Below are 13097 nucleotides of genomic sequence, written 5' to 3' on the forward strand. Positions count from 1 at the left end.
CCGCCCGTGGCGATCCCGGACCCGGCCCTCGTCGTCCTCGTCGGCGCCTCCGGCTCCGGCAAGTCGACTTGGGCGGCGCAGCGGTACCGGCCCGCTGAGGTCGTCTCGTCCGACGGCCTGCGGGGCGTGGTCGGCAGCGGGCCGGCCGACCTCGACGCCTCCACGGACGCGTTCGCGGTGCTCGAGGCGGTGGTGTCCGCACGCGTCGGCCGCCGCCTGACGACCGTCGTCGACACCCTCGGGTTCGACACCACGCGCCGCCGGTCCTGGCTCACCGCGGCCCGGGCCGCGGGCCTGCCCGCCGTGGCCGTCGTGGTCACGGCTCCCACCGCGGTCTGCCGGCAGCGCAACGCCGCCCGCGACCGGCCGGTGCCGGCAAAGGTCCTCGCGCAGCAGCTGCGGCAGCTGGACGTGGCCCGGGCCGACCTCGCCGCGGAGGGCTGGGACGACGTCGTGGTGGTCGACACCGCGGACACCGCGACCGCTCCGTCCATCGAACAGCCCTCGGCCGCAGCGGCCCCCGACGGCTCACGGCGGACGTCCACCGGCGTCGAGGTGGTGCTCCAGCTGTCCCGGTTCCCGTGGGGCGAGGACCCGCTCGGCTGGCTGCGCTCGATGGCGCTGGCCGCCGACGAGGCGGGGTTCTCGGGGCTCGCGCTGATGGACCACCTCGTCCAGATCCCCCAGGTCGGACGGGCCTGGGAGACGATCCCGGAGCCGTGGGTCGCCCTCGGGGCCCTCGCCGGGCTGGGGACCGGCCTGCGGCTCGGCACGCTCGTCACGCCGGTCACGTTCCGTCCCGCGGGCGTCACGGCCAAGGCCGCCGCCACCCTCTCGGCCCTCACCGGGGGTCGCGCCTTCCTCGGGGTGGGCGCGGGGTGGTGGGAGCGCGAGCACGCGGGGTTCGGGGTGCCCTTCCCCACCGCCCGTGAGCGGCTCGACACCCTCGACCGCTCGATCCGGACGATGCGCGCGCTCTGGGCCGCGGGCACCAAGCCGTACGACGACGGGCGCGTCTCCCTGCCGGAGACCACGTGCTACCCGCGGCCGGTCGGCCCCGTGCCGGTGCTCGTCGGCGGGAACGGCGAGCACCGGACCCTGCGGATCGCCGCCGAGCTCGGCGACGGCTGCAACCTCACGACCACCGACCCGACGACGTTGTCGCGCAAGGTGGCCGCGCTGCACCAGCACTGCGCCGACGTCGGTCGCCCACCCGACCAGGTCGCCGTCACCGTGCTCGACGTCCCCGTGGTGGGCCGCGACCGCGACGACGTGTGGGCGCGGGTCGAGCGGCTGCGCGGCCGGACGGCGGCCTCGACGTTCGCGGCCCGCTCGCACGCCGGAACGGTCGGGCAGCACCGCGACCGGCACGCGGAGCTCGCAGCCCTCGGGGTGTCGACGGTCTTCCTCACGACGCCCGACCTCGGCGCACCCGACGACGTCCTCGCCCTCGCCGACCTCGTGCGCTGACGGCGCCTCAGGCCTCGAAGCGCGGCCCCCGGCCGACGCGCACCGGCCCCCGGACGTCGCGCTGCACCGGCCGGCCCTTCTGCAGCACCTGCAGCCCGCCCTCGTCCGCGAGGTCGAAGGCGATGTCCCGCACCGGCCGCGACAGCGACCGCCAGCCGTCACCCCCGACGACCCGTGCCGCCTCGCTCGGGCAGGTCGTCCCCTCGGGCCGGTGCCGCAGGAGGGTCCGGTAGGTCGCGGCCACCCGCTCGCGCCGGCCCTCCTCCGTCGGCTCGTCCCACCACGGCTCGCCCCGCTCCCCGAGCGCCACCTTGGCGTCCTGGACGCGGTGGCGAGCCGCGTCGCCCTCGGCGCGCACGGCTCGCCGGGCATCCATCAGCTCGGCCACCAGCTCGGCCCGCAGTCGTTCGGGGATGCCGGGATCCGTTGCCCGCCAGCGTCGCCCGTCGATGACGAGGTACCTGCCGTCGGCCGTCCGCTGCGGTCCCTCGTCGCCGTCCACCACCCGCACGACGCTACGCCGTGTCGATCGCGTCACCCCGCTGCGGAGCGCGCCATCGAGAGCGGCAGGATGGAGGCGCCCACTCACCCCGACCTCGGAGCCCTGATGACCACCGCCGCCGTCCCCCTCCGCCCGCGCGCCGTCCTCGCGGAGGCGGTCCTGCCCCGCACGCTCACCCGCACCGGCGTCACCGTCGGCCTCGGCGCGCTGCTCACCGCGCTCGCCGCCCAGGTGGCCGTGCCCGTCCCGGGGTCGCCGGTCCCCGTCACCGGGCAGACCTTCGCGGTCCTCCTCGTGGGCGCGGCCCTCGGGCCCGCGCGCGGCGTCGCGAGCATGGCGCTCTACACGCTGCTCGGCGTCGTCGGGCTCCCGGTGTTCACCGACGCCTCCGGCGGTGCGCACGTCCTCCTCGGCGCGACCGGCGGCTACCTCGTCGGCTTCCTCGCCGCCGCCGCGGTCGCCGGGCTCGCCTCCCGCCGGGGTCACGACCGCTCGGTGCCGCGCCAGCTCGCCGCGGCCGTCGCCGCCTCGCTGACCATCTACGTGTTCGGGGCCGGCTGGCTCGCCCTGTCGACCGGGATGTCGCTCGCCGCGGCGGTGTCCATCGGTGTCGTGCCGTTCCTGTTCGGTGACGCCCTCAAGGCGCTGCTCGCCGCCGGCCTCCTGCCCGGCGCGTGGCGGCTCGTCGGCGCCGCCGAGCACGACTGACGATCGCGGCCGCCGGCCCCGGCACCCCGCTTCAGGACCGGGCGCTCGAGGACGCACGACGGTCCTCCCCGAAGATCGGCACGCCGGGCGGGCACAGGCGCACGGCCGGGTTCCAGTCGTCGAGGTCGCCGCGCGCGTTGTCCTTCCACACCCAGGCGTGGAGCACGTACAGGGGCAGGCTCGGGTGGCGGTGGAAGGCCACGCCGAACAGCTGCGGCGGGGTCGACCGCGTCCAGGCGTCCACCGGGACGATGTACTCGTGGGCGACCAGCCCGGCCACCGCACCGTCACGGTCGAGCTCGTAGACCAGTGCCTCCGGACGGGAGACGTCCACCCGGTCGTCGAGCAGCGCGTCGTTGACGAAGTGGACCCCCATCCCCCCACGCCCCGGGCTCTGGAAGCACCCCAGGGCCTCGAGGGTGCTCCGCCATCCGGCGGCCTCGGCGACCTCCTCGTCCTGGAACGCCGCCGTGGCCAGCTGCGCCGCGGCCCGGTCCGCGCGGCCGATCGAGGCGTCCGGGTGTGGATGTCGTCCGTCCGCGGGACGGCCGAGGAAGTGGCGGTGCTCGAGCAGGTCGTCGGCGCTGCGGTGGTCGACCCTGACCGCACCTCCGAGGCCGGCCGCGTCGTGCGGGGTCGACGGGGGCGGCGCGCAGCCGACGACGAGGAGGCCGGCCAGGCCGAGGGCGGCGCCCAGGCGGCGTGGGGTTCCCCGAGGCGAGCCCACCTCAGCCCTCCTCGACCTCGAAGATCGCGTCCGCCACGAGGCCGTGGGCCTCTCGGTGGACGGTGTGGGCGGCCTCGGCGTCCGGGGCCTCGACGAGGCAGAAGATCTGGCCCTTGCCCTCGTCGACCCAGTAGCGCAGGTAGCTGACGTCGTAGGCGCCCTGGGTGGCCAGGTCGGCGGCGTGTGCCTTCGCGACGTCGGCGACGGTGACCCCGGCTCCGAGGCTGTGGATGTCCATGAACAGCGGCATGATGTGTCCCTTCCTGAGGTGTCGTCCCTCAGGTGTAGCCACCCGGCGCAGCCCCCCTCATCGGTAGCGGCTACCCATCCTCCGGGCGGCCGCTACCCATGCCGACCAGCTCGCGACGCGAGCTGACGCCGACCTTCGCCAGGATCGAGGCGACGTGGTGCTCGGCCGTGCGCCGGGAGATCGACAGCCGCTCCGCGATCCCGGCATCGGGGAGCCCGCGGCCCACGAGCGCGAGGACCTCGAGCTCACGAGGCGTCAGGCCGTTGACGTGCGGCGTGCCACGCGGCGTCCGGGGCGCGGGCCAGCCCCGGGCCCGGAGCATCGTTCGTGAGCGCGCGGCGGCGGCGTCCGCCCCGAGCCGGTCGAACCCGTGGACCGCTTCGGTGAGGCCTTCACGAGTCGCACTGCGCGCCAGTGCCATCGCTCGCTCGAACGGGCACCCGAGCCGCTCCCAGAGCGCGGAGGCGTCCTCCCAGCGGCCCTCGCGCTCCGCCGCGTACGGCGGCGCCAGCACGTCGGCCGACACGGCGACGTCCGGCGGGAGCCATGTGGCGACCACCCCGCGGTTCCACGGACAGTCGGCCCTCAGTGCGACCGGCCAGGCGTCCGTCGCCACCGCGGCGGCGAGGTCGACGTCACCCGCGATCCAGGCCGCCTCGCTGCGAGCGGCCGCGGCGGGCGCCATGCGCTGGACCTCCTGCATCCCCTCGGCCAGCTCGGCCGCCCGGGCGAGGAGGTCGGTCGATCGGGGGTCGCCGTGCCGGGCGTGGACGTGCGCGAGCACGAGGACCGGCTCGATGGCGTCGATCGCCGCCAGCTCGCCACGGTCGAGGATCGACTGCGCGAGGGCCCGAGCCGCGGGGGCGTCGCCGGCGTCGAGCAGGAACCGGCACCGGACACCCTCCAGGTACAGCGTCCAGGAGTCGAGGTCGCGCTCGCCGCAGTACTCGATGCCCTCGTCGAGGTACCGCTTCGCCTCGCCGTGCCGACGCTGGACCACGGCGGCCGAGGCGAGGTTGCAGTAGGCCCGCGCGGCGTGCTCGTGCAGGCCGGCGGAGCGCGCCCCCTCCAGACTCTCGAGGAGGAGGCCCTGCCCCGTCGCCAGGTCGCCCGCCGTCACCTCCATCGTGCCGAGGTTGTTGAGCGCGTGCACGCGCACCTCGTGCCGTCCCGGACCGTCCGGCAGCTGCTCCAGGACCTCGAGGGTGCTCGCGCCCCAGGTGCGCGTCCCCTCGAGGTCGCTCGACAGCATCCGCAGCTGGGTGCGGTTGCTGTAGGCCATCGCCAGCTCGACCGACGGGGTCCCGTGCAGGAGGTCGATCGCGGTGTCGGCCTGCCGCTCCGCGTCCGCGCCCCGCCCCGCGAACCAGCTGAGCCGGGACAGGCAGCGCCACGCGTCACCGACCCGCAGGGTCTCCCCCGACCGCTCCCAGATCTCCAGGGCCCGCCGGGTGCAGTCGATCGCCTGGTCGATCCGTTCGGTGAGGTAGCACTCGTACCCCAGGGACCAGAGCAGATCCGCCCGGGCGGCGTCGTCGAGCCGGTCGGCGTGCCTCAGCGCACGCCGGTACTGCCGCACCGCCTCCTGGTGGGCCCCGAGCTCGGCCGCGCGCGTCGCGGCCACCGGTGCGTGCCGCAGCACCGCGTCGGCCAGGCCGGCCCCTTCGGCGTGGTGGGCGAGCACCGCGGGGTCGGCACCACGGGCCTCGAGCGCCGCCAGCAACCGCCGGTGCAGGTGGACGCCGCGACCGACCGGGATCTCGCCGACGACCGCCAGCCTCGCCAGCTCGTGGCGGAAGACGACGTCGCCGTCGACCTCCCGCAACAGCCCGCGGCGGAGCGGCTCGTCGATCTCCGTGAGCCCCGTCGCCAGCAGCTCGGCCAACAGCTCGACCCGCGCCCTCGCGCCGGCCAGCGCGACGACCTCGAGGGCCCGCTGGGCGGACTCGTCGAGCCGCGACACCCGGGCCAGGACGGCGTCGCGCACGGTCTGGGGCACGTCGTCGGCGTCGGCCGAGAGGGCTTCGGTCACGAAGAACGCATTGCCTCCGGTGACCTCGTACAGCCGGCCGGCATCGGTGACCGTCGCGTCCGGGTGGTCACGGCCGTGCTCAGCGGCCAGGGCTGCGACGCCCTCCGCCGACAACGCGGGCAGGTCGATGCGCCGCGTGCCACGCGCCGCCGCGGTGTCGCCGAGGAGCAGGCGCAACCCGTTGGCGGAGACGTCCTCCGGTCGATAGGTCACCATCACCAGTGCGCGGCAGTCGTGGACGCGGCGAGCGACGTGACGGATCAGGTCGAGGGTGGCCTCGTCGGCCCAGTGGGCGTCCTCGATGACGACCAGGTACGGCGGGCGGCCGGGCGGATCCCGCAGCGCGGCCACCAGCCGGGAGAACACCTCCTGGCGCGTCACACCCGGTGCCCACACGCCGTCCGGCAGGTCCGGCAGCATGTCGACCAGTGGGCCCAGCGGCGCGGGGGTGGCCGAGCCGTCACACTGCCCGACGACCCCGCGGGCCGCCCCACCCGCGTCATCGAGGACCCGCTGCACGAACGACGTCTTGCCGATGCCGGCCTCCCCGGCCACGTACACCAGCCGCCCCTGGCCGGCCGTGGCCTCCGAGAGGTACCGGGCCGCGACCTCGAGCTGCTCCTCGCGCTCCCTGAGCGTCACCCGTCGATGCTACGGCCGATGGGAAGGGGACGCGGCGCGGATCCTGGGCAGCGCGTCCCCTCGGCAGGCCGGGCGGGGAGAGCACACTGGGGACCATGACCCTCGACGTGGACGACCTGCTCGCACGGCTGACCCTCGAGGAGAAGGCGGCGCTGACGAGCGGCTCGTCCTTCTGGTACACGGCCCCGGTCGAGCGGCTCGGCATCCCGGCGATCATGGTCTCCGACGGTCCGCACGGCCTGCGCGCGCAACCCGGCGTCGGCGACCACGTGGGCATCGGCGGCTCCCTCCCCGCCACCTGCTTCCCCACCGCCTCGGCCCTGGCGTCGACGTGGAACCCGAGCACGCTGCGCCGCGTCGGGGAGGCCCTGGCCCGGGAGGCGCGGGCGAGCAACGTGTCGGTGGTCCTCGGGCCGGGGGTCAACATGAAGCGGTCTCCCCTGTGCGGCAGGAACTTCGAGTACTTCTCCGAGGACCCGCACCTCGCCGGCGTGCTGGCCACCGCGATGGTCACGGGCATCCAGTCGCTCGGCGTCGGCACGTCGCTCAAGCACTTCGCGGCGAACAACCAGGAGACCGACCGGCTCCGCGTCGATGCCCGGGTCGACGAGCGGACCCTGCGCGAGATCTACCTCCCGGCCTTCGAGAAGGTCGTCACCTCCGCGCAGCCGTGGACCGTGATGTGCGCCTACAACAAGGTCAACGGACTCTCGGCGTCGGCCAACCCGTGGCTGCTCACGACGGTCCTCCGCGAGGACTGGGGGTTCGAGGGCGTCGTCGTCTCCGACTGGGGCGCGGTGTACGACCGCGTCCCGGCCCTGCTCGCCGGACTCGACCTCGAGATGCCGCCGGCCCTGGGCCGCAGCCCGGAGGCCGTCGTCACCGCCGTCCGCGACGGCGGGCTCGACGAGTCCGTGCTCGACGACCGGGTCGCCCGCGTCCTGCGGCTGGTCTCGCGCGCGACGGAGGCGGCCGGTGCCGGCGAGACGTTCGACCTCGACGCCCACCACGCCCTCGCGCGGGCGGCGGCCGCCGAGTCGGTGGTGCTGCTGACCAACAACGGCTCGCTGCCGCTGGACCCGTCGGCCCGCGTGGCCCTCGTCGGGGAGCTGGCGCGGACGCCGCGCTTCCAGGGCGCCGGGTCCTCCCAGGTCAACCCGACCCGGGTCGACTCCGTCCTCGACGCCGCCAGGGAGGTACTCGGGGAGGTCGCCTTCGCCCCGGGGTACCCGCTGGAGGACCGCCCGACGGCCGATGCCGACGGTGCGGCGCTGCTCGACGAGGCGCGGGCGGTGGTCCGGGACGCCGACGTCGCCGTCGTGGTCGTCGGCCTGCCCGCGAGCCACGAGTCCGAGGGCTTCGACCGCACACACCTCGACCTGCCCCGCGAGCAGCTGGAGGCGCTGCGGGCGGTCGCCGAGGAGGCGGGCTCGACCGCGACCCCGGTCGTCGTCGTGCTCGTCAACGGGTCGGTGGTCCGGGTCGACGAGGTGCTGCCCCACGCCTCGGCGCTCGTCGAGGCCTGGCTCGGCGGTCAGGCCGCCGGCAGCGGGCTGCTCGACGTCCTCACCGGCCGCGTGGACCCCTCCGGACGCCTCGCCGAGACGATGCCCCTGCGGCTGGAGGACGACCCCTCGTTCCTCAACTTCCCCGGTGACAGCCAGGTCGTCACCTACGGGGAGGGTCGGTACATCGGGTACCGCGGGTACGACAAGGCGGACCGGCAGGTCGCGTTCCCCTTCGGTTTCGGGCTGTCCTACACCGACTTCGAGCTGTCCGACCTCGTGGTCGGGACGACCGGTGCGGTCGAGGACGACGACCTCGCCGCCACCGTGGCGGTGCGGGTGACCAACACGGGACAGCGGGCCGGGGCGACCGTCGTGCAGTGCTACGTGGCCGACCCCGAGGCCTCGGTCGACCGCGAGGTGCGCACGCTCCAGGGGTTCGCCAAGGTGACCCTCGAGCCGGGAGCCTCCGAGGTCGTCGAGATCGTCCTCGACCAGCGGGCCTTCTCGTGGTGGTCGGTGCAGCTCGACCGCTGGGTGGTCGAGGCCGGCCGGTTCGTCGTGGCCGTCGGGCAGCACTCCCGCGACCTGGCGCTCACGGCCGAGGTGCACGTCGACGCCCCTCGCGTGGCCCCGCCGTTGACCCGCGACTCCACCCTCCACGAGTGGCTCGCCGACCCGCTCGGCCGCGAGCTCGTCACGGCCGCGGTCGCCGGCGGTGAACCGGGTGCGGCGATGGACGACGAGCTGCTGCCGGTCGTCGGCACGATGCCGATGTCCACCCTCGCCAACTTCGGCGGCCTGAGCCTCGGCCACGACGCGCTCGACGCCGTCGCCGCCGAGTGGACGGCCCGCCACTGAGCCGCGGCGGAGCGTCCGCGGCCCTCACACCGCGGACGCGTCCGTCTCACCGGTCGGGGTGGATGACCGCCTTGACCGAGTCGGTGACGCGCTTCCCGAGCAGGAGCGCGTCGGCCGTCTCGGCAAGGGGGAAGTGGTGCGTCACGAGGGGCGCGACGTCGACGCGTCCGGACGCCACGAGGGAGATCGCCAGCGGCCACGTGTGGTTGTACCGGTGCACGAGGCTGAGGCTCAGCTCGTTGACGGTCAGCTGCGAGAGCGGCAGCCCGACCAGCTCGTCCTTCGGCATCCCGATCATCGCCGCGCGCCCGGCCGGCCGGAGGCGCCGGAGCCCTTCTGCGAGAACGCCCTTGGCGCCCGAGCACTCGAGCAGGACGTCGAAGCGGGCGTCCGGGTCGGTGTCGGTGCCGAGGCCCATCCGCTCGGCGAGCCCGAGCCGGAAGGCGCTGGGGTCGGTGACGGTCACCGACCCGGCCCCGAACGCCCGCGCCACGGCCCCCGCGAGGAGGCCGACCGGGCCCGCCCCGGTGACGAGCACGTCGTCGCCCGGCTCAAGGCCGGCCCGGCGGCACCCCCAGATGCCGACCGAGAGTGGCTCGAGGAGCGCGGCCTCCTCGTAGCCCATCGAGTCCGGGATGACGTGCAGGTTGCGGGCGTCGATCGTCATCACCTCGACGAGCGCGCCGTCGTACGGCGGGGTCGCGAGGAAGGCGAGGTCCGGGCACAGGTGGTAGCGGCCGGCCATGCACTCCCGGCAGTTCCGGCACGGCGTGCCGGGCTCGATCGCCACCCGGTCGCCGACGGCGACGGAGGTCACCTCCTCGCCGACCCCGACGACCTCGCCGGACACCTCGTGGCCGAGCACGATCGGCCCGTCGACCACCCAGTCCCCGATCCGCCCGACGGTGAAGTACGCCGTGTCGGAGCCGCACACGCCGACGGCGCGCACGCGGACGGCGGCCTCGTGCGGAGCCGGCACCGGCTCCGGGTGGTCCTGGATCTCGATCTGGCCGAGCTCGGTCATGACGGCCGCGCGGATGGTCATGGCGTCCTCCTCGAGGGTGGGTCGGGTGCTCACGCGCGGCCGTGCGAGGCACGGGAGCGGCGGGCGAGGGAGTCGATCGCGACGGCGACGGCCAGGACCAGACCCGTGATGACGAACCGGTACGACGAGTCGAGGTTCAGCAGGGTCAGGCCGTTGGCGATCGCCGCGATGACGACGGTACCGAGGAGGGCGGACCAGGCGCTGCCCCGCCCGCCGAAGAGGCTCGTACCGCCGATGACCGCCGCCGCGATGGCGTTGAGGTTGACGTCGCCCGTGCCGCTGCTGAGGTTGGCCGAGGCCAGCCGGCCCGCCGCCAGGATGCCCCCGAGGGCCGCGAGGAACGAGCACACCGCGAAGGCGCTGAGGTAGATCCGGCGCACCCCGATGCCCGAGCGGCGCGCGGCCTCGACGTTCCCGCCGACCGCGAGCAGCGAGCGCCCCCAGCCGGTACGGGTGATGCCGTAGTTGAGGATCACGACGAGGGCCACGAAGAAGACGACCATCCAGCCGATGCCGCGCTCCCGGTTGAGGTACCAGGCGACGAACTCGAGGCCGACGAGGAGGGCCACGGCGCGCACGACGAGGACCCGGACCGACGTCGCCGAGAGGTTGGCGCGGCGGCGCCGGCTCGAGGTCTCGTACCCCGCGGCGAGCATGCCCGCCGGCGCGAGCGCGGCGAGCACGTACGCGAGCCACGGTGGGACGAACGACACCTGCGCGAAGGTCACGAGGAAGGAGTCGAACGGCAGGTTGACCGACCCCTGGTCGCCGAGGATGGCCAGCTGGAGCCCGAGGAAGGCGAGCAGGCCGGCGAGCGAGGCGACGAAGCTCGGCATGCCGAACCGGGTGAGGGCCAGGCCGTAGGTCAGACCGATGAGGGTGGCGATGCCGAGGGCGACGACGACGGCCAGCACCCAGTTCCAGTCGTGGCGGACGAAGAGCACGGCGACGACGGCCGCGGTGAAACCACTGACCGACCCGACCGAGAGGTCGATCTCGCCGACGAGCAGGACGCAGACGATGCCGAGCGAGATGACCCCGACCGCCGCGGAGTCGAGCATGAGGTTGACGAGGTTGCCGCTCGAGAGGAACACCGGGTTCAGGCTCTGGAAGATGACGGCGATGATGACGAGCCCCACGATGACGGGGAGCGGGCCGAGGTCTCCGGACCGGATGTTGCGCAAGGCGGCCCGCGCGCGACCGGCCGGGGTGAGGTCGTGCGACAGGCGCTCGTCTGAGCGGTCGAGCTGGAGCGTGCTCACCGGGCCACCTCCTCGTCGGTGGTCGCGGGTCGGCCGGCGGCCGCCTCCCCCGCGGCGCCGTCGAGCCGTTCGCGCCGGCGGGTCACGACGTTGTCGCTCGCCCCGGTGATGGCGGCGATGATCGTCTCGGTCGAGACGCCGTGGGCGTCGAAGACCCCGTTGTTGCGGCCGAGCCGCAGGACGACGACGCGGTCGGCGACCGCCCGGACGTCCTCCATGTTGTGGCTGATCATGATGACGCCGAGCCCTCTCTGCCGGAGCCGCTCGATGAGGTCGAGGACCTCGGCGGTCTGCGCGACCCCGAGGGCCGCGGTCGGCTCGTCGAGGATGATGACCTTCGGGTCCCCGAGGAGGGACCGGGCGATGGCGACGGTCTGGCGCTGGCCGCCGGACAACGACGCGATGGGGATGCGGACCGTCGGGATCTTCGCCGAGAGCTGCTGGAGCAGCTCCCACGACGTGACCTCCATCGAGACCTCGTCGAGGCGCGCGCGGTTGCGCTCCTGGCCGAGGAAGAGGTTGCCGACGACGTCGAGGTTCTCGCAGAGCGCGAGGTCCTGGAAGACCGTCGCGATGCCGAGGTCGATCGCGGCTGCGGGGTCGGCGACCTGCACCTCCCGTCCCTCGAACGAGATCGTCCCGGCGTCCGGCGCGTGGACGCCGGAGAGCACCTTGACGAGCGTGGACTTCCCCGCGCCGTTGTCGCCGACGAGCGCGACGACCTCGCCGCGCGCGACGTCGAGGTCGATGTCGGTCAGCGCGTTGACGGCGCCGAAGGTCTTCGTGACGCCCCGCAGGCTGAGCAGCGGCGTGGACGTGGCGGTGTCGTTCCCGGTGGTGCTGGCGGTGGTGGTCATCGTTGCCCTCCCTGGGGTCGGCCGACCGGCCGCCGGGACCGAGGGGTCCCGGCGGCCGTCGGGCTCAGGAGATCCCGAGCTTCTGGCAGGCGGCGGCGTACTCGGACGTGCAGAGCTCGGCGACCGTGTTGATCTTCTTGTCGACGATCTCGGCCTTGAGGTTCTCGGCCGTGACGAGCGTCGGGTCGTAGAGCTTGGACGGGGACCCGAAGAGGTCACCGGTCGTCTCGGGCGTCTCGCCGTTGATCAGCTTGACCGCGACCTCGGCCGCGGCGCCGCCGACGATCTCGCTCGGCTTGCTGATGGTGTTCCACTGGTCGCCGGCGATGATCAGCTGCAGGCCCGCGACGGTGGCGTCGTTGCCGCTCACCGGCGGGTTGGGGTTGACCCCGCCGGCCTTGAACGCGGCGATCGAGCCGCCGGCCGTGCCATCGTTGGCGGCGACGACGCCGATGATCTTGTCGCCGAAGCGCGAGATCTGACCGCTGACGAACTTCTGGGCGTTCTCCGGCTTCCACTCGATCGTGTCGTACTCGGCGAGGACCGGGATCCCGCTGCCGTCGACCGCGGAGTGCACGCCCTTCTTGATGAGCCCGGCCGCGGCGTCGGTCGGCGACCCGTTGACGAGGAGCAGGCCCGAGCCGGCGGGCACCTCGCCCCCGGCCTTGACCTTCTCGAGGAGCGAGGTCGCGATCGACTGGCCGATCTTCTCGTTGTCGAACGAGACGTAGAAGTCGACCTTGATGTCGGGGATCGGCCGGTCGTAGGCGATGACCTTGACGCCCTTGGAGTGCGCCGCGTTGACGAGGGAGGCGGCCGCGGCCGAGTCGACCGGGTCGAGGACGATGACCTTCGCGCCCTGGGCCAGCGCGGAGTTGAACTGCTGCTGCTGCTTGTCGGCACTGCCGTCGGCGTTGTTGTAGAGCGGCTGGCAGGTCGGACACAGCTCCTTGAGCCGCTTCTCGAACCCGGGACGGTCGTGCAGCTCGTACCGCGTCGACCCGGTGTCCGGCATGAGGAAGGCGACCTTGGCCGCGTCCCCGCCGCCTCCGGACCCTCCGTCGTCCCCGGACCCACAGCCGGCCGCGACCAGTGTGACCAGGCCGGCCCCGACCGCCAGCACGCCTCGATACCTGCGACCACGCGTCATTGCGTTCCTCCTCGTTGAGGTCTTGAATCGTTTCAAGCCGATGTGCCACGATGGTAGGGTCCGTTTCTGAAACGTGTCAAGCATCA

Annotated in this window: 11 protein-coding genes; 3 read left to right on the top strand and 8 right to left on the bottom strand. The window is 74.1% G+C overall.

What is annotated here, in order from left to right; genetic code table 11:
• The first annotated feature begins 6 nt into the window (after positions 1-6).
• Positions 7-1470 carry an LLM class flavin-dependent oxidoreductase gene (locus JQN70_RS21005; RefSeq protein ID WP_204131867.1) on the top strand — a complete coding sequence of 488 codons (1464 nt, stop codon included), beginning with the start codon at positions 7-9 and terminating at the stop codon, positions 1468-1470.
• 7 nt (positions 1471-1477) lie between these two features.
• Here the strand turns inward: JQN70_RS21005 and JQN70_RS13415 are convergent, their stop codons facing one another.
• Complete coding sequence (locus JQN70_RS13415) at positions 1478-1975, bottom strand: DUF3253 domain-containing protein (RefSeq protein ID WP_204131868.1); 498 nt, start codon at positions 1973-1975, stop codon at positions 1478-1480.
• A 102-nt stretch (positions 1976-2077) separates the two neighbouring features.
• On the opposite strand from JQN70_RS13415, the gene JQN70_RS13420 reads away from it, so the two are divergent.
• On the top strand, positions 2078-2680 hold the full coding sequence (locus JQN70_RS13420) for a biotin transporter BioY (protein ID WP_204131869.1): 603 nt from the start codon (positions 2078-2080) through the stop codon (positions 2678-2680).
• A gap of 31 nt (positions 2681-2711) precedes the next feature.
• Here the strand turns inward: JQN70_RS13420 and JQN70_RS13425 are convergent, their stop codons facing one another.
• From JQN70_RS13425 to JQN70_RS21010, 3 genes are all read right to left on the bottom strand, one after another.
• Positions 2712-3407: a hypothetical protein gene (locus tag JQN70_RS13425; RefSeq protein WP_204131870.1), complete on the bottom strand. Its 696-nt coding sequence runs from the start codon at positions 3405-3407 to the stop codon at positions 2712-2714.
• Between the two features lies 1 nt (position 3408).
• Complete coding sequence (locus JQN70_RS13430; protein WP_204131871.1) at positions 3409-3657, bottom strand: DUF4242 domain-containing protein; 249 nt, start codon at positions 3655-3657, stop codon at positions 3409-3411.
• 70 nt (positions 3658-3727) lie between these two features.
• Complete coding sequence (locus JQN70_RS21010; RefSeq protein ID WP_204131872.1) at positions 3728-6331, bottom strand: ATP-binding protein; 2604 nt, start codon at positions 6329-6331, stop codon at positions 3728-3730.
• A 95-nt stretch (positions 6332-6426) separates the two neighbouring features.
• Between JQN70_RS21010 and JQN70_RS13440 the strand changes: the two genes are divergently transcribed.
• Positions 6427-8697 (top strand): glycoside hydrolase family 3 C-terminal domain-containing protein, encoded by a 2271-nt coding sequence (locus JQN70_RS13440; protein ID WP_204131873.1) that lies wholly within the window; start codon positions 6427-6429, stop codon positions 8695-8697.
• A 46-nt stretch (positions 8698-8743) separates the two neighbouring features.
• Here the strand turns inward: JQN70_RS13440 and JQN70_RS13445 are convergent, their stop codons facing one another.
• The 4 genes from JQN70_RS13445 to JQN70_RS13460 form a co-directional block, all read right to left on the bottom strand.
• Positions 8744-9775 carry an NAD(P)-dependent alcohol dehydrogenase gene (locus JQN70_RS13445; RefSeq protein WP_307835978.1) on the bottom strand — a complete coding sequence of 344 codons (1032 nt, stop codon included), beginning with the start codon at positions 9773-9775 and terminating at the stop codon, positions 8744-8746.
• Entirely contained in the window at positions 9772-11004 is a 1233-nt protein-coding gene (locus tag JQN70_RS13450; protein ID WP_204131874.1) for a sugar ABC transporter permease, read from the bottom strand. The genes JQN70_RS13445 and JQN70_RS13450 overlap by 4 nt, the downstream gene beginning before the upstream one ends.
• Complete coding sequence (locus JQN70_RS13455; RefSeq protein WP_204131875.1) at positions 11001-11861, bottom strand: ATP-binding cassette domain-containing protein; 861 nt, start codon at positions 11859-11861, stop codon at positions 11001-11003. Before JQN70_RS13455 ends, JQN70_RS13450 begins: the two co-directional genes overlap by 4 nt.
• Before the next feature lie 64 nt (positions 11862-11925).
• On the bottom strand, positions 11926-13011 hold the full coding sequence (locus tag JQN70_RS13460; protein WP_204131876.1) for an ABC transporter substrate-binding protein: 1086 nt from the start codon (positions 13009-13011) through the stop codon (positions 11926-11928).
• Between the last annotated feature and the right edge of the window lie 86 nt (positions 13012-13097).

The organism is Phycicoccus sonneratiae, assembly GCF_016887965.1.
GTDB lineage: Bacteria > Actinomycetota > Actinomycetes > Actinomycetales > Dermatophilaceae > Phycicoccus > Phycicoccus sonneratiae.

What these genes read in the sequence shown, in the direction of transcription:
- JQN70_RS13420 (WP_204131869.1), top strand. Translation starts at nt 2,078, where the DNA reads ATGACCACCGCCGCCGTCCCCCTCCGCCCGCGCGCCGTCCTCGCGGAG.
- JQN70_RS13430 (WP_204131871.1), bottom strand. Translation starts at nt 3,657, where the DNA reads ATGCCGCTGTTCATGGACATCCACAGCCTCGGAGCCGGGGTCACCGTC.
- JQN70_RS13440 (WP_204131873.1), top strand. Translation starts at nt 6,427, where the DNA reads ATGACCCTCGACGTGGACGACCTGCTCGCACGGCTGACCCTCGAGGAG.
- JQN70_RS13455 (WP_204131875.1), bottom strand. Translation starts at nt 11,861, where the DNA reads ATGACCACCACCGCCAGCACCACCGGGAACGACACCGCCACGTCCACG.
- JQN70_RS13460 (WP_204131876.1), bottom strand. Translation starts at nt 13,011, where the DNA reads ATGACGCGTGGTCGCAGGTATCGAGGCGTGCTGGCGGTCGGGGCCGGC.